Origin of the sequence: Waddlia chondrophila WSU 86-1044, assembly GCF_000092785.1 — a bacterium.
In the GTDB taxonomy this organism is placed as follows: domain Bacteria; phylum Chlamydiota; class Chlamydiia; order Chlamydiales; family Waddliaceae; genus Waddlia; species Waddlia chondrophila.
Genome location: NC_014225.1, coordinates 808,814 through 827,554, shown reverse-complemented (window position 1 = coordinate 827,554; position 18,741 = coordinate 808,814). Strand labels below are relative to the sequence as shown.

Annotated in this window: 17 protein-coding genes and 1 pseudogene; 12 read left to right on the top strand and 6 right to left on the bottom strand. The window is 43.4% G+C overall.

The window, feature by feature from the left end:
- Positions 1-114: 114 nt before the first annotated feature.
- The 3 genes from rnhC to recN are packed head-to-tail and all read left to right on the top strand — an operon-like array spanning position 115 to position 3,086.
- Positions 115-1,026: a ribonuclease HIII gene (gene rnhC, locus WCW_RS03630; protein WP_013181839.1), complete on the top strand. Its 912-nt coding sequence runs from the start codon at positions 115-117 to the stop codon at positions 1,024-1,026.
- On the top strand, positions 1,023-1,466 hold the full coding sequence (locus WCW_RS03625; RefSeq protein WP_013181838.1) for a hypothetical protein: 444 nt from the start codon (positions 1,023-1,025) through the stop codon (positions 1,464-1,466). The genes rnhC and WCW_RS03625 overlap by 4 nt, the downstream gene beginning before the upstream one ends.
- Before the next feature lie 15 nt (positions 1,467-1,481).
- On the top strand, positions 1,482-3,086 hold the full coding sequence (recN, locus tag WCW_RS03620; protein ID WP_013181837.1) for a DNA repair protein RecN: 1,605 nt from the start codon (positions 1,482-1,484) through the stop codon (positions 3,084-3,086).
- Here recN and WCW_RS03615 read toward each other — a convergent pair.
- Positions 3,079-5,016, bottom strand: a complete 1,938-nt coding sequence (locus WCW_RS03615; protein ID WP_013181836.1) for a ubiquitin carboxyl-terminal hydrolase family protein — start codon at positions 5,014-5,016, stop codon at positions 3,079-3,081. The two genes, recN and WCW_RS03615, sit on opposite strands and share 8 nt — an antisense overlap.
- 133 nt (positions 5,017-5,149) lie before the next feature.
- Here WCW_RS03615 and WCW_RS10470 point away from each other — a divergent pair, with 133 nt between their 5' ends.
- The 5 genes and pseudogenes from WCW_RS10470 (at position 5,150) to WCW_RS03595 (ending at position 8,637) form a co-directional block, all read left to right on the top strand.
- The gene (locus WCW_RS10470) at positions 5,150-5,641 is read left to right on the top strand and encodes a hypothetical protein (protein WP_041941501.1); all 492 of its coding nucleotides are present in this window, start codon (positions 5,150-5,152) and stop codon (positions 5,639-5,641) included.
- A pseudogene (locus WCW_RS10525) lies at positions 5,551-5,826 on the top strand (hypothetical protein); the annotation flags it as partial. The gene WCW_RS10470 and the pseudogene WCW_RS10525, both read left to right, overlap by 91 nt.
- A gap of 105 nt (positions 5,827-5,931) precedes the next feature.
- Entirely contained in the window at positions 5,932-6,894 is a 963-nt protein-coding gene (gene istA / locus WCW_RS03605) for an IS21 family transposase (RefSeq protein WP_169302731.1), read from the top strand.
- Positions 6,891-7,667, top strand: a complete 777-nt coding sequence (gene istB / locus WCW_RS03600; RefSeq protein WP_013181833.1) for an IS21-like element helper ATPase IstB — start codon at positions 6,891-6,893, stop codon at positions 7,665-7,667. The genes istA and istB overlap by 4 nt, the downstream gene beginning before the upstream one ends.
- 292 nt (positions 7,668-7,959) lie before the next feature.
- The gene (locus WCW_RS03595) at positions 7,960-8,637 is read left to right on the top strand and encodes an integrase core domain-containing protein (protein WP_041941500.1); all 678 of its coding nucleotides are present in this window, start codon (positions 7,960-7,962) and stop codon (positions 8,635-8,637) included.
- Here the strand turns inward: WCW_RS03595 and WCW_RS09685 are convergent.
- The 5 genes from WCW_RS09685 to WCW_RS03570 are packed head-to-tail and all read right to left on the bottom strand — an operon-like array spanning position 8,601 to position 14,362.
- Positions 8,601-9,104, bottom strand: coding sequence for a phosphoribosyltransferase (locus WCW_RS09685; protein WP_013181830.1), 504 nt, complete (start codon positions 9,102-9,104; stop codon positions 8,601-8,603). The genes WCW_RS03595 and WCW_RS09685 overlap by 37 nt on opposite strands.
- 8 nt (positions 9,105-9,112) lie before the next feature.
- On the bottom strand, positions 9,113-10,987 hold the full coding sequence (locus WCW_RS03585) for a heavy metal translocating P-type ATPase (protein WP_013181829.1): 1,875 nt from the start codon (positions 10,985-10,987) through the stop codon (positions 9,113-9,115).
- Positions 10,987-11,889, bottom strand: coding sequence for a TIGR01777 family oxidoreductase (locus WCW_RS03580; protein WP_013181828.1), 903 nt, complete (start codon positions 11,887-11,889; stop codon positions 10,987-10,989). Before WCW_RS03580 ends, WCW_RS03585 begins: the two co-directional genes overlap by 1 nt.
- Positions 11,886-12,467 (bottom strand): thioredoxin family protein, encoded by a 582-nt coding sequence (locus WCW_RS03575; RefSeq protein WP_013181827.1) that lies wholly within the window; start codon positions 12,465-12,467, stop codon positions 11,886-11,888. The genes WCW_RS03580 and WCW_RS03575 overlap by 4 nt, the downstream gene beginning before the upstream one ends.
- A gap of 56 nt (positions 12,468-12,523) precedes the next feature.
- A complete protein-coding gene (locus tag WCW_RS03570; protein WP_013181826.1) occupies positions 12,524-14,362 on the bottom strand; it encodes a hypothetical protein in 1,839 nt (612 codons plus the stop codon).
- Positions 14,363-14,472: 110 nt separating this feature from the next.
- Between WCW_RS03570 and gatC the strand changes: the two genes are divergently transcribed.
- Genes gatC through WCW_RS03550 form a run of 4 tightly spaced genes read left to right on the top strand, consistent with a single transcriptional unit; the run spans position 14,473 to position 18,701 of the window.
- Positions 14,473-14,772, top strand: coding sequence for an Asp-tRNA(Asn)/Glu-tRNA(Gln) amidotransferase subunit GatC (gatC, locus tag WCW_RS03565; RefSeq protein ID WP_013181825.1), 300 nt, complete (start codon positions 14,473-14,475; stop codon positions 14,770-14,772).
- A gap of 2 nt (positions 14,773-14,774) precedes the next feature.
- On the top strand, positions 14,775-16,229 hold the full coding sequence (gene gatA, locus WCW_RS03560; RefSeq protein WP_013181824.1) for an Asp-tRNA(Asn)/Glu-tRNA(Gln) amidotransferase subunit GatA: 1,455 nt from the start codon (positions 14,775-14,777) through the stop codon (positions 16,227-16,229).
- 7 nt (positions 16,230-16,236) lie between these two features.
- A complete protein-coding gene (gene gatB / locus WCW_RS03555; RefSeq protein ID WP_013181823.1) occupies positions 16,237-17,706 on the top strand; it encodes an Asp-tRNA(Asn)/Glu-tRNA(Gln) amidotransferase subunit GatB in 1,470 nt (489 codons plus the stop codon).
- A 29-nt stretch (positions 17,707-17,735) separates the two neighbouring features.
- A complete protein-coding gene (locus tag WCW_RS03550) occupies positions 17,736-18,701 on the top strand; it encodes an asparaginase (protein ID WP_013181822.1) in 966 nt (321 codons plus the stop codon).
- Positions 18,702-18,741 lie beyond the last annotated feature (40 nt).

Below are 18,741 nucleotides of genomic sequence, written 5' to 3'. Positions count from 1 at the left end.
TTTCACTTAATTAACCACTATTTATACCGAATTTTCCTTAAGTCTTGCAAGAGATCTTGTTCCAAAAACAAACATTGGCTATCCTCTCCCTCCATAAACGGACAATGACTGATCATGAATTCGAAACACTCCTCAACAATGTTTGTAACCAAGCTCAATCTTGAGCTTGCATCAAAACTTTTAAATGATCTTAAATCTCAAGGGTTTGAAATCTCCAAGCCGCAATACACGATCTTCAGCGCTAAAAAAAAGGGATTGAACTGCACTCTTTATGAATCCGGAAAACTGATGGTACAGGGAAAAGAAACGCCCCAGTTTATGGAATTTTATCTCGAGCCTGAAATTCTCGGAACTTTTGATTATAGCTATGCCGACTTGCAATTGGACACATCGGGCAGAATTGGAATCGATGAAGCCGGCAAAGGAGATTTTTTCGGTCCCCTCTGCATTGCAGGCGTTTATGCTGAGGGAGATGCAATTTCCGAACTCAAATCTGCCGGAGTCAGAGATTCCAAAAACATGACAGAGAAAAATGTTTTTAAACTTGCTAAAGAGATCAGAAAAAGATGCGAAGTGACCGTTGTTCGCATGAATCCATTGAAATACAATGAGCTCTACGGTAAATTCAAAAATTTGAACCATTTGCTTGCTTGGGGGCATGCCACAGCCATTGAGAATCTTGTCTCCAAAACCGGCTGCAAAAACGTGATCATCGATCAGTTCGCTGCTGAGCAGGTCGTCATCGGAGCTTTGAAGAAGAAAAAGCTTGAAGTCAACCTAACGCAACGGCACCGAGGAGAGGAAGATTTAGTGGTTGCCGCAGCATCGATCCTTGCGCGTGAAGCGTTTGTGACGGAATTAGACAAGTTGAGCAAGCAATGGGAAATGACGCTGCCTAAGGGGGCGTCTCGCCAGGTAGTGAAAGCAGGGGTCGATTTTTTGCGGCGCTTCGGAAAAGAAAAGCTGTCCGGAGTGGCAAAAAGCCACTTTAAAACATATCAAGACGTGATTGAGGAGTCTATATGAGTAACCGTACTTTATCTCTGTTAGTGGGTTTAGTTGTGATTTTAACAGGTATTCTGATGGTATTGAATTTCTTCAATATTCAAACAGGATCTGTAACTCAACCTTTTTTAGAAGCAAACAACGTCAAGGCAGTGGAAGTCATCAGCAAAGGAGTCGCTCATCCTTTGACATTCGATCAACAGAATCGCTTCGTCGAGATCATCAACTTGTCGGTGCAAACAGACTATGAAAGTGATCTTAAAGTCAAAAACGGCCCATTTTCCTATGACAAGGTGCTGATCCATCAATTCGAAGGTCCAGAAATCTCTGTAACCCCTTATGGACTGGTGAACACGCAGCTTCTCATGGTAGTTCCTGAATGGAATTCAGAGGGATTGATCAGGGAAACAGGGCCCGGAGAACTTAACAAGCTATTTACCGAAGCGGCAGCGGTTCAATAATTTCGGCTAAAAGAGATGCTCAAGCAGCTGTATCTAAAAAATATTGTCCTGATCGAAGAGACTGTCATTCCCTTTAAAAAGGGATTCAATGTCATTTCAGGAGAAACCGGTGCGGGAAAATCAGCTTTAATGGCAGCTTTGCAGCAAATCCATGGCTTCCGAGCGGATCTTCAGCTGATTCGTCACGGCTTTGATAAAGGGATCGTGGAAGCTGTCTTTGATATCGATGAACTTCCCAAAGTTCAGCAGATGCTGAATGAGTCGGGAATCGACCACGAAACAGGCGATGAATTGCTTATACGGCGAGAAATCTCCAGAACGGGCAAAAGCCGTCTTTTCATCAATAGCCAACTTACGCATTTAAGTACGCTGCAAGCGATAGGCGGCAACTTATTCAAGATTGTTAGCCAGCGCGGCAGCCAGCAGCTTTTCGATCTCGATCATCACCTTGAACTTCTAGACTCCTATGGAAATTTGAAGGGCTTACGCGCAGAGTATCAAGCAGCCTTTGACAAGGAAATGGATACGCGCAAAAAACTGGAACGCTTGAAAAATAGCGAACAAAAGAGAATTCGGGAACAGGAAGTCTGCCTTAGGGAGCTTGAAGAGCTTACTGCTGCGGATTTACAAGAAGAAGAAGAGGAGGAGCTGTTTGCTGAATATACCAAACTGACAAACACAGAAACCTTATTGCAGCTATCTGAATTGATCACCTCAACACTGGACGATCAAATACTGCCAGCACTCCGCTCAGTTAAACAATCAGCTGAAAGACTTCTTTCACTCGATTCTCTGCTTGCAGAAACACATGAACAACTTGCCTCGTCAGTATTAGAAATTGAAGAGCTTACCCGATCTTACCATGATTACAGCAACAGCATTGAACACAATCCTTATAAGACGGAAACAATCAACCAACGGCTGACGCTGATCAATAAAATGAAAAAAAAATATGGTCCAACGATCGAAGAGGCGATTCGCTACAAGCATTCAAGAGAGGAGCTTCTTGCCTCTTTGGAAAACGCAGAAACTGAAATTGAAGAGCTGACACACGCGCTGCAGGAACAAGAAAAAGGCTCTCAAGAGCTTGCAGAAAAACTGACAAAAGAAAGAAACCGCGCCTCATTGCTGTTTTCGGAAGCCATGACCAAGGAGCTTCGGGACTTAAACATGCCCCACTCCATTTTTTCCGTGAAAGTGGAAATGATGAATCGAGGTAAAACAGGACAAGACAAAGTAGAATTTTACTTTGCTCCAAACAAAGGGGAAAAAACCGTTCCCATTCGCGAGTGTGCAAGCGGAGGAGAGATTTCCCGAATCCAGCTGTCCATTCAAACTTTGCTAGCCGGCAAGGAATCGATACCCAGCCTGATCTTTGACGAAATCGATGCAAATATCGGTGGACAGACAGCTGCCATCGTAGGCAGGAAACTTCAGCAGATCGGGAAAAACCATCAATTGCTGTGCATCACCCATTTCCCCCAAGTGGCAGATAGCGCTGTGCATCACATTCAGATCTCAAAGAAAGAAAAAGATGAAAGAACCGTGAGCGTCATCAATGTTCTAAGACAAGAAGGGAAAGAGTCTGAGCTTCTGAGGATGGCCGGAAAAGCTATTTAATCCTTTCCAAAACGTAGATATATCCTTTTTCTCGGTTTTCCTCGATTTCCCCTTCCTCTGGATTTGAGTTGACAGAGGAATCGCTCCTGGACTCCCATTTACCTTTGATTTTTACATCTGCAGTGTAGTGTCCGCCATCAAGGGAACCGCCATGAAGGACAACGCCCGTCACACGGTATCGCGTCGAGGGAACATCATCCCCGTTTAATAAGGACTTATCGATTAATGCCTTCATATCGACCTCTTCACCAATTTCGACTGAATCATCGATTTTAGCAAAAAGCTCCCCGCCCTTATGAACAAATCGTTTAAGCTGAACAACTAAAGTATCGGGAATTTCTTCGGCAATTGTATAAGTATTCGTATACTTCTGATATTGACAAATGACTTTTTCCTCTTCGTTTGTAACATTCCAAATATTCTTTGGATCATCGACCTGTTCCTCTTTAAACGCGTCTATTAATTCCTGAAATGTTGCTTTGCCTTTATCTTTTTTGATCATTGGAAGAGAAATGTAGACTTCGGACACGTCTTTAATCGTAGAATGCTCCTTATCTTCGCCAGTAATTGTTTTCCGAAGAGTAAACGAATATCCAATCCCTTGCAGCACTGCAGTCAAAAATTCTCCGGCATCCTGCTGGGAATAGGAAGGAGGAAGCTGTACAAGCCTGGTCTCTTTGCTAATAACAACATTTCGAAGCGCTCTTAAAGCTTCTCTCAAAGTCATGTCTTTATTTCGGCCTTCATAAACTGCTTTCAATACTTTCAAGGCTTTTAAATGTTCAACGCATTTCCACTCATGTTCGGTCTGCGGCTCAGGAGGATCTCGATCAATCAGAGCACTTAAGCTCGGCGTATTCAGAATCACTTGCAACGAACTGTTCATAAAGCATGTATTTCCTAAATTCGGGAGTCCTCCAGGATCAACAGTGGGACTATAAGTTGAGTAATAGCTGGAATATGAACTGAAAGTTCGCTTTTTCTTAATTTCTCTTTTATTGACTTCCTCTTTTAATTTGACTCGAAAATTTTTAATACGATTGAATACAGCTTCATGAACTTTAGTTTCGGAGTTCATTCCGGTTATCCAACTTACAACAGAAGAAAGGTTCCACGTACTCGGAGTCAGATCTTGCAGCTCTTTAATCTCTTTTTGCTCTTCAGGAGTCTTTTTGATGCGGGTAAAGATCTGATACAAGAAATCTGCAACCTTTTCATAGCTTTTAAGTACAGAATCCTTGGCGACTGGCAATAACTTGATATTACTTTGAAATTCATCATTGACCAAAATAAATATCCGTGCGATTTTCGCCTGATGTGATGCGAAAATCGTTTGCATCGATTCACCTAAATCCTTGTATTGAGTCTCTAACTCTGAAAAACGCCCAGAAAATTTTTCTTTTCTGTCCTCATCTCGAGCAATCACCCCTCCTACTCTGGACATTGAAGTCTTAAAAATGGAATAGGTATTGTAAAGCTCCGCAAGATCTTCCAAGCATTTTTCTTGATCGCTAATCGACGCATCGGAATGCAAAGCTTTGTCGAGCATCTCTGTGATTTCCATAGACCTCTTGCATATCTCTTCAAGTTTTGAACTCAAATCATCTAGCTGTTTTTCCTCTTGTTTTATCTGCTGCGAACGAGCTGTTTCTTTTTTTCTACTGTCAGTTGTTTGAAGGATCTCCTTTGCTGTATCGTCAGTTTTTTTCGTCGTTTCAGAATTCTCGCGATTAATCGGAGATAAACGATCGACAAGAGATCGAAAGGTGGCATATCCACCAATACCGAGAAGGGGAAGAGTCACAAGAAAAGCGATGCTGGAAAAAAAGATCGTTAAGATCATGCTTCCAGGACTTAGCGATACAAATTTTTTCGCTGATCTGTGAAATTCTTTAGAAAAAGGGTTAACATACCCATTTATTCTGGTCATACATATCTTAACTTTATCTAATTTATAATTTTATATATAATTATATCTTTTAACTATTAAGAGCAGATAAAGAAAATATATTGAAACGTAAAACACAGGGAAAGTTTGACCCCCTAAAACTGGAGGTCATCCCATGTTTCAGTCCCATGTGTTTTTCAAGGATTATCAGAACAATAGAAGGTTTGGAAAAAGAGATCGCTATTCGATAGAGAAGATCTTTAATTCAATGCTGTTAGCTGAGGGAGAAAGGATCACGGCTACTTTTTTGGGTAACTTCAGTCTACCTCTTAAATATATAAAAATAAATAGAAAAAACGCTCCGAATAGAGTATCCAATTGTCATTACAACACAACAAAAAGGATACCTATGGAGCGCACCTCTTACTCTACATATGTCATCGATAAAGGGGAAGAATATTCTTTCGAATTGAAGCAAAATGCTGTGTTTGCTGCACAGGAATTGGGTATAAAGCCCGCAGCTAGAAAGTTTAAACTTACCAGGATACTTTACGAAACTGGAAAAAGAGATTTGAGCAACAGGGCAAAAAAGGGCTTTACGATCGAAGAAAAGGCCCTCGTCGAATTCCGAACAAGATGCCGAAGGAGATGGAGGAAAAGATTGTGAGCATCAGGCAAATGATTTCCTGTTTCGGTCCGAAGAGAATAAAACATTTTTATGACATTCCCTACTCTTTAGGAGCTATTCAGAGAGTCATTCGCTCTCATGGCCTTACTCGAAAACGAAAGAAGACTTACCAGAAAAGAAGGGATATGAGAGCTGTCAAGGCTAAGAGAGCTTCCATGTGTTAGCAACGGTGATAAAATGACCCAGCTGAGCGGTTGAATTTTGACCCACCCTGAGTAAACAATCCCCTTTATATCGAGGGGGTAGAAATGATCACTCAGGAGTATTTCATGGAAATTCAAATTTTAAGAAAACAAGGAAAGGGAATTCGACAGATAGCCAATGAACTATGTTTGTCGAGAAACACAGTAAGGAAATATTTAAGATCAAAGAAGCCGCCAAAATATCACTCAAACCAGAAGCGGCCATCGAAATTGGATCCATTTAAAGCGTTTCTTGAAAAACGGATAAAAAATGCCGGGCGCCATTTTATTCCGGCTACTGTTCTGTATCGCGAGATCAAAGAACTCGGCTATCAAGGAGGGATTACAATTTTGCGAGACTGGGTAAGAAAAGGAAAAAAGCAAGTAGAGTCCCAAAAAAGAGTTGTGCGATTTGAAACTCCTCCTGGGCATCAGGCTCAGGTGGACTGGACAGTGGTAAGCAAAGGGTTATACGCTTTCGTCATGATCTTGGGATACAGCAGATGCGCATACGTTGAGTTTGTTCAATCCACGAACGAAGAGAGCCTGATGAGATGTCATCAAAATGCATTTGAGTATTTTGGCGGTTTTTGTAAGGAGTTGTTGTACGACAACATGAAAACCGTTGTCATTCAAAGGGATAAATATGGGCCATCTCAACATGGTTTTCAGAAGGCTTTTTGGGACTTTTCTAAACACTGGGGATTCATCCCCCGTCTATGCCGTCCATACAGAGCTAAAACCAAAGGAAAAGTCGAGAGATTCATCGGATATTTAAAACGCAGTTTCTATTATCCTCTGGTGACAAAGGAAGATCACGACCTCTATTCTTTGAACTATGAAGTAAAGAAATGGCTGTCGGAAATTGCAAACAAGCGATGGATCAAAGAGTTGAAGTCAACTCCCCAACGAAGGTTTGTGGAAGAATCTAAGCATTTGCAGCCATTGGCTCCCGCTTATTTTTCCGATAAAAGATGTCAAATACGACAAATTGAAATTGTCCGACCACACCCTTTAGAGATCTATGAAATGACGGGGGATATGATATGAATCTCCAACATGAGAGAATCGAAGATTTGTGCCAGAAGCTGAACTTGATCGGAATTGAGAACCAATTTCAATCCCTTGCATCAGAGGCTGTCAAAGAGGATAAAAGCTATGTGGATTTTTTAGAGCAAGTGTTGCAATCAGAGTATTTAGCGAGACAAACAAGAAGGCAAAATACCCTTACGCGATTTGCCGGTTTTCCCTCAATAAAGACTTTGGAGCAGTTTGATTTTAGCTTCGCTCAAGGAGTTGATAAAAAGCAAATAATGGGGTTGGCAAGCCTGGGATTCATCCAAAGAGCGGAAAACATTGTGTTTCTCGGTCCAAGTGGAGTTGGCAAAACCCACTTGGCAATAGCGTTGGGATATTTAGCCACCCAGTCAGGGTTAAAAGCTCGGTTTATCACAGCAGCAGACCTTGTGGTACTGCTTGAGAATGCGTATAAGGAGGGCAAATACGAAGTTGTGTTTCGCAATGGAATTTTATCATCCAAGTTATTGATTATTGATGAACTAGGATATTTGCCCCTGCAAAGGCATCAAGCAGATCATTTTTTCCAAGTCATTGCCAAGCGATACGAAAAAGGGTCGACAATAGTGACCTCGAACTTGAATTTTTCCCAATGGGACAAGTCTCTTTCCGGAGACCAGGCATTGACATCGGCTTTGTTGGACAGGCTGTTGCACCATAGCCACATCATTCCGATTAAGGGAGACAGCTATCGTTTAAAAGAAAAAAAGAAGATGGGAATTTTTAATCCCAAAGAAGAAGGCTAAGATCCTTGCCGCGCCTCGCCGAGCTGCGGGGTGGCTAGCTCGGCGCGGCTTCGGATCTGCGGGCAGCTAAAGAAAAAGTATGTGGGTGGGTCAATTTTAAACCGCTGATTTTAGAAAAAGTGGGTCAATTTTAAACCGTTGTTGACACATGACTCACATGCAAATGGATGTGAAGTACTTAACAGACATTCCCAACTATTGGGAGCAGCTTAAACCGCTTGGGCTGCCTAAGAGCGTGTAGGCAATTTAAATGAGATGCAGATTGCGGTAGATTTTTCTCTAGGAGAATTGCTTGGAAGACGAAGTAAACTGGTATCAGTTGCTGAGTCTGAAAGCATTCTCTATGGAAAAAAGATGGCGCAAGATGTTCTCATTTAAATTGCCTACACGCTCTAAGTATCAATACACTGTGCGAGAAACAAAAACAGGGATGTTATTCCTTGGATACTCAGATGAGCTTTCCGAGCTCAATGCCCGCACGATGATCGATTATGTTTTGGATGAAATGAAGCAGGATTTGCCCTTTGACATCTCAGAACTTACCATCCAAACCGATAACGGATCTGAGTTTAGTGGTCAGGCGAGAAGGGTTGAGAAAGCACCCTTTGTCCGGATGATCGAAAAAATACATGGTGCAAATCATGTGTACATTCGTCCTGGACACTGCAATGCTCAGGCAGATGTTGAAAGTTCACATGAACTGATCGAAACAGAATTTTTCGATCTCACGAGGTTCAAGGATCGCAGCGATTTTTTCAAAAAAGTCGAATCATACCGGCTCTATTTCAACTTTGTGCGGCCAAACTTCTATAAAGGGAAAAAAAAACCCCAACAAATTTGTGCAAGTGACTGGGGGTCAAGTATTTCTTATAATTTTTCATTGATAAGAACGGTAGACTTAGATAAAATGGACACATTCTCATACCAACGGGGTCAAACTATCCCTGATTTAGCCGCAAACTCTGAGTAGGAAACTTCCCAGGGAAATACAATCCATTTCGAGGTTTCCTTTCCCCAATAAGTGGGATATTCATATTTGTAATGATCCGTGTTCAGATATAATGCAGCAGCGTCCACGCTTGCAACACCATAATACTCATACAAATGCTCGGAAACTCTCACAATCGTATTTCCAGAATCAAAAATATCATCAACTAAAAGGATTTTTTTCCCTTCAAGGAAGCATTTTTCGGGACCATTTTTAATGATGACTCTGCCTCGCTCATATTCTGTATAGGACTGGCAAGAAACTGAAACGACATTTTTTTCTTGCAATTCCAATGAAAAAAACGAAGCAGGCACCAACCCTCCAACACTGATCCCACAAATTACATCCACCTTGCTTTTATCAACTTTCTGACAAATGTCGTAGATAATTTCTCGAATTTCTTCCCAAGACACATACTGCTTAGAAATCGCTTCATTTTGAACAATCATTAAAACTCCTATTTAAAACTTAACAGTCGAAGACTGTTTAAAATAACAATCAACGTCACACCAACATCAGCAAAAATGGCTAAAGCAAGATTGCTCATTCCAAAAATGGCTAAAGCGACAAATAAAAATTTCAAAACAAGTGCGAAAGTGGTATTGAATCGAATAAGACCTAATGCTTCCCTGCCAAGCCGAACCAAATATGGGATCATCTTTAAATGATCGTTAAGAATAACGATATTTGCCGCTTCAATCGCACTGTCACTGCCAAGGGATGTCATGGAAATCCCAACGGTTGCAGAAGCAAGAGCCGGCGCGTCGTTGACGCCATCACCAACCATTCCGACAATTTGATGCTTTTTTACAAGAGCTGCTACCTCCCTAGCCTTGTCTTGCGGAAGAAGTTCTGATTTCAACTGTTTGATTTTCACAACTTTACTTACCGCTTTGGCAACAAGCTCATTGTCGCCAGTCAACATCACGCTTTTAATATCAAAATTCAGAAGAGCTTTAACCACGCCAGCGGCTTCGGATCTTACCTCATCTTCAATAGCGATGACCCCTTCAACTTGTCTATCCGAAGAAACAATGATCACCGTTTTCCCCTCGTTTTGCAACCGCGACAGTTCAGACCTCACCTCTTCGGGCACATGATGCTCTTCAAGAATGAAATCCAGCTTGCCAACACAGTGATGACGATCCGGACAGACCAGGCACTCAGCCTTAGCGCCTTTTCCGACAACACTCTCAAACTCTTCCACTTTGTGAGGAGTTAACCCCTCCTTTTTTGCTGCATCTACAATGCTTTGCGCTAACGGGTGCTCGGAAAATAATTCGACTCCTGCTGCACAACTCAATAAATCCTCTCTCGAACAACCATTGAAAGGGATCACATCCGTGACAACCGGCTTGCCATAAGTCAAAGTACGTGTCTTATCAAACGCAATCGCTTTCAACTGCCCCATTGCCTCCAAATAGCGCCCTCCCTTAATCAAAACACCGGCAGAAGTGGCGTTTCCAATCGCAGAATAGATGGCAATAGGTGTTGAAATCACAAGAGCGCAAGGGCACGAGATCACAAGAAGTGCCAACGATTGCTTAAAACTTTCTTCAAAACCGCGCAATCCAAAAAGAGGTGGGAGGAAAGCGATGATCAACGCCAGCAATAAAATCGCCGGAGTATAATAAGAGGAAAACTGCTCAATAAATTGCTGTGTCTGAGATTTGTGTTTGATCGCATTGAAGGTCATCTCTCGAATTTTATCCACAGCTCTGTAACCGGTTGTCTTCGAAACCCGGATCTCAAGCCCTCCTTTTTTATTCATCGTACCGGCAAATACCTTGTCTCCCGCTCTTTTATCAACAGGAATCGGTTCCCCTGTCATGGTCGACTCATCGACAAAGGAAACGCCTCCAACCACTTCGCCATCCAATGGAATCAATGAATAAGGATTGACTACAATAATATCTCCAACACTCACTTGTAAGACATCAATAGGTTCATCCAATCCTCTGATTTTCACATATTTAGGCATTCCATCGACAAGAGCGTCCAAAGAAGATTTGCTTTTTGAAATTCCAACATATTCCAGACGCTCGGCAAGGGAAAACAACACAATGACAACAGCAGCTTCCTCATACTCTCCAATATAGAAAGCTCCGATAACCGCCACTAACATTAGAAGGTTGATGCTGCTGAATTTCAATGTGAATAGAGCTTTTAAGCCATCCCAGATAACTTGGTAGCCAATTCCCAGGATAATCACCCCAAAAACAAACGCCCCTTCGCTCGGCTCAAGCCGGATTCCTATGAGGGATAAAATCTCAAAAATCGCAACAAGAAAAGCAGAAAAGATCAGCCAGCGCAATTTTGGATCGGCCAGCATTATTTTCTCCCAAGCAGATGTTTCAATGCCGATTCAAGCTGGGGATAAAGAAATGAATACTCTGATTCCTTCAAGACTTTTGGAAAAACTCTAGTGCTGCATAGCAGCAGAGCATCCGCCATCTCCCCTAAAACTAACCGTGCAATGAATGCCGGTAAAGGGAAAAACGTCGGCCTTTTCAATAAACGTCCCAAAGTTTTGGTAAACTGGCGGTTAGTCACAGGATTTGGAGAGACTGCGTTAACCGGCCCCTTAAGGGATTCTGTATTGATGACGTGCAAAATAATGCCGATGAGGTCATCAATTGAAATCCAGCTTATGTACTGTTTTCCAGAACCGACAACGCCTCCCAATCCCATTTTAAATGGAGTCAGCATCCTCGATAATGCCCCTCCTTCTGTCGAAAGAACCACTCCAATCCGTAAATTGATCACGCGGATTCCAGCACTTTGAGCTGCATTGGAAGCTTCTTCCCATTTTTGACAGAGATCCGATAAAAATCCTTCACCTGGAGCGGACGCCTCCGTTACCTCTTCATCGCCCCTTTCACCGTAAAAACCGATGGCAGAAGCGGAAATAAAAAGGGAAGGCGGTTTGTCCAGCCTCGCCAAGAGCTCTGCAAGCATATGCGTATTGATCACCCGGCTATCCCGAATTTTTTGCTTTTTCTGGTCATTCCACCTGCCGGAAGAAAGATTCTCGCCAGCAAGATTAATCACCACATCAAACCCTTCAAATTCTTCAAGCCTTAATTCTCGATGTTCAGGATCCCAAAGGAGAGTGTCTTCAGCCATTCGGGATACGTCGCGAACAAGCCGAACAATCTCGTGCCCTCTTTCCTTAAAGGAAGCGATGAGTGCTGTACCGATCAGCCCGGAAGATCCGGAAATTAACATTTTCATATCAAATCACAAGCTTCCCCAGGCATCCATTTTGGGTCTTTACCTTCCCACTTAATGTTGCAGCCGATAGGGTTTGTCACAGGCGTTGAGATCTCCTTGCCTGCCGTGTGCTCAAATAATACGCGGTCAAGGTCGTTTACGGTCATTTTTGATGTGTCTCTGGGGCTGTCAACTCCTCTTCCAGTATAGATAAGTTTTCTGTTTTTATTAAAAACATAGAAATGGGGAGTTTTCAAAGCTCCGTATGCCCTTGCGGAATCTTGAGAAGCGTCATACAGGTAGAGCCAGGGAAATTGATGAATTTTCATCCTCTCGACCATCTTTTCAAAAGAATCTTCGGGATAGGTGTTTTTGCTGTTCGCATTGATCGCGACAAACCCAATTCCTTGATCTTGATATTTTTCTGCAGTCTGCTTTGTGACATGATCTGATCCGATCACATAAGGGCAATGATTGCAGGTAAAGAAGACAACCAGTGTATCAAATCGATTAAAATCGCTTAAGCGGTATGTTTCTCCATCTGTCGCAGGAAGCATAAAATCCGGAGCATTCTCTCCGATCTGCAAAGTGTAAGGCATCAAATCTCCTGTAACGTCTCTAAATTTAAAATTATTGACATCCTTAAGCTTTTTTTTCAACTATACTGTGGAAGAAAGTGGTGACCCATCGTCACGACTCCGTTAACCGATCCATTCTGAATTCTTTCGTGTAAAAGCGCAGGATGGTACATCTTGCACTCTTTTTTGAATCGACTGTTTTTCATCGACTTAAACACACGCTTGCCCTCCTCGACAACCCACACACCTCTCCAAGACCCTAGAATAAAAGCGCTGATTTTAACGGCGATCATCTGCAGTTTTTCCGGGAGAGCGCGGCAGATTTTAAGGATCCCTTTCAAAGGCTGCACCTCGGGCCTGGATTCAAGGAGAGGGCTTACGAATAAATTCGGCGCTTTTGCCTCCGCCTCTTTTTCCTTTTTACCCAAAAGATTTTCCAATCTTTCCTGAGGCCACCAAGCGCAATTTTCCCATGCGAATTGAAAAACCACATTCCCTTCTCTGGCTGCTTTTAAATCTTTCCGAATCATTTCCATAAGGGCAATCCCATCAGCTTCGCTAAGCACAAATGGAGCTGAAGCGTGTTGACGGTGGGAATAAAATGGATTTTCATCAGGATATTCTATACGGCTTTCCACTGTATTTGTTACGAAAAGAAATTTTTCAATGATGTTTTTTGGAAACTCTCGAGCGAATTTTCCCAATGGATAAAGATCGTACCCTCCTTCATCCTTATTTGGAACCACAATCTCGAAATAGCCGTGGCTGCGATCAATATCAAGCGACAAAGATTCTCTTGTCGATTTCGCAACAGCCACCCACTGTCCCGGTTGCAAGCTGTCAATGCCAAACCTGCGGCAGACTTCTCCATCTGAAAGATGCTCAAAAACAGGCATCTGCTTCCACCATTCGGAGTTTTCCTGATCAAGATCGATTCTTTCGCAAGTATCAGTTTTGGGATTCAACCAGCCAAGTTCATGTGCGTGCCAGTTTGAGATTCCACAGGAACCAAAACATTCAAGCTGACCGGGACTCAGATTTTTCCGTTTGAAGGTATTGAAAATCTCTCGAATTGTCAGTTGATAGCCGCCTCTTAATTTTACTAAGCGGTTTTCAGATAAAATACTGATCTGTTTTGTTTTCAATCTTCCATCTTCCAGCTCCACTTGAAAAGGGAGCCTGAACTCCTTTTCTCCATTTTTCTTGGCTAGAAACCGAAAATTGTTTGCAAATCTTCCGATCCTTCCGGAAAGCAGCGCGGATTTTAAGCGACAGCAAGTCGACGGAAACTCCACAAATGTATCAACAGGGTTGTTATCCCTAATCGCCCAGCGGAAAAATTGATTGCGAATCTCAGGGTCAACCTTTAAAAGCTTGGCAAATTTAGGGTATCGAGACGCCTCGCGCAGTTTATCCACCTCGCTTTTAGAAAGAGATTCATCCTGGTACAACAGGCAGCTCCCCTTCCACTCAACCGCTAGTTGTTTCAGCTCATCTGTGGCTTCAGAGGAGACCTCTCCTTTGTCAAGCCCGCCGTTGATCTGCTCTATCCGATACTTTAAAGCCGCTGCCCTCTGCTTCAAAAGCTGGCATTGTGCAAATATTTTTTTTGAAGAGGAAAATATTTTCATTTGGTTTTTAATATAACTTGCAGCTTCAAAATATTTCTTAAATTGCTCACTTTGTTCACTGATTCCATTGAATTTCACAGGGACTTTCTCCATCCTGTCAAATTCTTTGACCATGTTTGCCGCAAGAGAAGACAAACGCCTTTTTTCAAAACATTCCAGTGAATAGAGCTGACGTTTAAGAAAAGGAACCTCTTTCCAGCATCCTTGATTATCTGTCGATATTTTTGCAGGGCTGTTTATCAAAGCGTCATGGAATGCGGAAAAGTCAGAAGCGATATTCATCATCTACGATCTCCTTGGCAAAGATTTTTTGTCGGCATATTTTATAGAAAAAAAAGCGGGTTTTCTAGTAAAATTGATGCTATTGCAGAAAGTTTTTTACCAAAGAGGCATTTATGGCCCACTTAGACAAACAAATGATCGAGTATCTATCCGATCTTTCACGCATCGATCTATCCGAGGAGGAGCAGCAATCGCTTCTTGAAGATCTCGAAAAAATTCTTGCTTATATCGATCTTCTGAATGAGGTCGATACTGAAGGGGTTGAGCCGTGCAACCACGTTCTGGCCGATATGCGCAACGTCATGCGCGAAGACGAGGTTGGCGAAACGATGCCTCGCGAAGCATTCTTAAACAACGCACCTGCTCAAATCGGCGGCATGATTCGCGTTCCTCCTGTAATCAAAGGGAAATAAACATGCATCAATTGACAGCGATCGAATTGAGAGATAAATTTCTAAATAAGGAATTGTCCGCACAAGAGATCATCGAACATTTTTTAAGGCGAATAGAGACTTATGACGAGCAGATTGGTGCTTTCCTTGCAGTTTTTCACGAAAGGGCCCGAACATGCGCTAAAAGACTCGATGAAAAACGGGCTAATGGGCAACCCTTAGGAAAACTTGCAGGCATTCCCATCGCGATTAAAGACAATATCCACGTGAAAGGTGAACTTTCCACCTGTGCATCCCAGTTCCTGACAAATTTCAAAGCTCCTTTTGAATCAACAGTTGTCAAGCTCCTAGAAGAAGAAGATGCTGTCATTATTGGAAAAACGAACCTCGACGAATTTGCAATGGGGTCGTCGACAGAAAATTCGTCGGTGAAATTGACCTGCAATCCCTGGAATCTTGCATGTACTCCCGGAGGGTCATCCGGAGGATCGGCGGCAGCCGTTTCCGCACGCCTTGTTCCCCTAGCTTTGGGAAGCGACACGGGCGGATCGATCCGGCAGCCAGCCTCTCTATGCGGCGTCGTCGGCTACAAACCTACTTACGGGAGAGTTTCTCGATTTGGATTGGTTGCCTTCGGATCTTCCCTCGATCAAATCGGCCCTTTTGCAACGAATACCGCTGATGCAGCTCTTATCATGGAGGTGATCGGCGCCCACTGCAGGAAAGATTCGACAAGCATTCCTCAAGGGAGTGAAGCTTACCTCGAAAAATTCACTCAGACACTGGATGGACTAAAGGTTGGCGTCCCCTTCCAATTTTTGAAGGATCTACAAGGGGAATCGAAAAACGCGTTTGATCACAGCCTGGAAACATTGAAAGCTAATGGAGCTTCAGTTGTGGAAGTGGACTTAAGTACATTGAAATATTCGATCCCTGTCTACTACATCCTGGCAACGGCTGAAGCATCGACTAACCTGGCCCGCTTCGACGGAGTGCGTTATGGCGTGAGGGCTCCGGATGCGGAAACGCTCGACCAAGTTTACGATCGTTCAAAGGAGCTTGGTTTTGGAAAAGAGGTGAAGCGAAGGATTATGCTTGGAACATTCGTTCTTTCCACAGGATTCCAGGACGCCTATTATAAAAAAGCGCAAAAAGTGCGGACATTGATGATCGAGCAGTATCAAAAAGCCTTTAAGGATTGCGATCTTATTGCCATGCCGGTAGCGACTTCAGGGGCGTTTAAAATCGGCTCTAAAAAAGACCCATTGGAAATGTACCTGGAAGATATTTACACCATCTCCATCAATCTTGCCGGCCTGCCCGCCGTTAGTATTCCCAATGGTTTTTCCGATTCTATGCTGCCTTTGGGACTTCAACTGATCGGCCCTCAAAAAGAGGATGTGCGCGTCTTGTCTTACGCTCATGCGCTCGAATCGAAAACCTCCTTTAACAAACTTCCTGCACAATTCAAGGATTAATTTGATCATGGCTTATAGAAACGAATGGGAAACAGTGATCGGGCTTGAAATCCACTCCGAGCTTAATACTCAATCAAAACTTTTCAGTGAAGCCCCGAACCGTTTTGGCGATGAGCCCAATACAAATATCACAGAGGTATGCACCGGCATGCCGGGCGCTCTCCCTGTTCTCAACAAGGAAGCTGTCAAAAAAGCCGTTCAATTAGGCTGCGCTTTGCAAGCTAAGGTTGCGAAATTCAGTAAATTCGACCGCAAATCCTACTTCTATCCCGATAGTCCCAGGAATTTCCAAATCACGCAATTCGATCAGCCAATCATCCTTGGCGGCCACGTCATCGCTGAAGTCGAAGGAGAGGAAAAAATCTTTGAAATCGACCGCGTTCATCTGGAAGATGACGCAGGAATGCTCAAGCATTTCTCCGGTTTTGCCGGTGTCGACTACAACCGGGCAGGCGTTCCTTTAGTTGAAATCGTCTCCAAGCCCTGCATCCACAGTCCAAAAGAAGCTGTCGCCTATGCGATGGCTGTCAAAGCGATCTTGCAGTACATTGATGCATCCGACTGCAACATGGAGGAAGGGTCTTTGCGCTTTGACGCGAACATTTCCGTACGGATCAAGGGTGAGCAAGGCTTTCGCAACAAGACCGAGATCAAAAACATGAACTCGTTTTCCAACATGCAAATCGCATTGGAGTCGGAAATCAAAAGGCAAATCAAACTCTATGAAGATCACCCGGATGTCGACCCGAATGAACTGATGAGCCAAGCCACCTACCGCTTTGATCCTGATAGAAAAGAAACGGTATTAATGCGCAGGAAAGAGCACGCGGATGATTACCGGTATTTCCCAGAACCCGACCTTGTTCCAATTGTATTGACAGATGCTTATATTGAAGAGATCCGATCCACCCTTCCCGAACTTCCCCTGCAACGAGAAAGGCGCTACATCCGAGAGCTGGAACTTCCCCCTGAAGCAGCTTTTGTATTGACCAGCGACAAGCCTCTGGCAGACTACTTTGAACAAGCGCTTAACATTTGCAATCGTCCCAAGCAGCTTTGCAACTGGCTGATTGTCGAATTCGCCGGGCGTTTCCGAGATACCGGAACGAACTTGACCACATCCGGCATTCCTGCCGAACACGTTGGCAAACTTGTCCAGCTGATCGACAGCGGCAAAATCACTGGACGGATAGCAAAATCAGTTGCCGATGATATGGTTGCTTCTCCAGGAAAAGATCCCGAAGCGATCATTGCTGAAAACCCTGATTATCAGCCGATGGATGATATAGGAGCTTTAGAAGTGATCGTGGACAAGGTGCTTATCGACCACTCTCAATCCGTTCAAGATTTCAAAAACGGCAAAGACAAAGCTTTCAGCTTTCTGATTGGCCAGATCATGAAAGCAACAAGAGGAAAAGCTTCCCCTGAAGTTGTCAATCAGATGCTTAAAGAAAAAATCAATTCTTTATTGAAATAATTTCTTTAATTATCGCAAGATATCGCTTGATGTCTTATGATAACCATGTGATCGGTCTCGTCACGCGCGGCGATATCGTAGAATCAAAACACTACGGCCATATAGCTGTGGTCAATAGCAAGGGAAAGCTCCTCTACTCTTTAGGAAATCCCTCGTCTTTGACCTTCTTCCGTTCAGCACTGAAGCCGTTCCAAGCTTCCACCGTCATCGCCACCGGTGCGTTGGAAGCGTATAAAATGTCGACAAAGGAACTTGCCTTTGTTTCTTCATCCCACACATCGGAACCTAAGCATATCGAATGTCTAGAGCAGCTTCTCCAACGGGTCAAAATTCCTGCAAACTCTCTATACTGCGGACGATCCAAGCATTCGCAGGAAGGGTCTTCTAAGATTCCTGATAAGACTTACCATGAATGTTCGGGAAAACACATTGGGCTGATCGCTGCAGCCAAACAGATAGGCGAAGATCACAATCAAGTGAGCTACCTCCACCATCCTGTACAAGAGATGGTCATGGAACAGATTTCCCATTATTGCGACTATACACCAACCTCGATCGGCATTGATGGCTGCGGATTGCCGACAGTTGCTATCCCTTTAGAGCAAATCGCATTAGGATATGCGCGGATGGGTGAAGAATTTGGAAAAAGCAATCTTGGGCAAGTGGCTAAAGCGATGAGCAAACATCCCTGGTATGTCGGAGGATCACAGAGATTTGATACAGAAATCATGCGTGCGTTTCGAGGCGAAGTGATTGCGAAACGTGGAGCGGAAGGGATCTTGTGCATCAGCATCCCTTCTAAAAAAATGGGGATCTCAATCAAATGTGAAGATGGATCCCATCGTCCAATTCCAATGGCGGCACTCAGCCTGTTTGAAAAACTCAACCTATTGACAAAGCACGGATTACATACATTGAAGCAAGCACATCCTCACTGGCATAAAATTCTGAACAGCCGAAACGAATCTGTCGGTTCGATCCATTCAGCAATTTAGGTTTGCTCTAAAATCTCCCTTTATATTACAAAGAGCAATT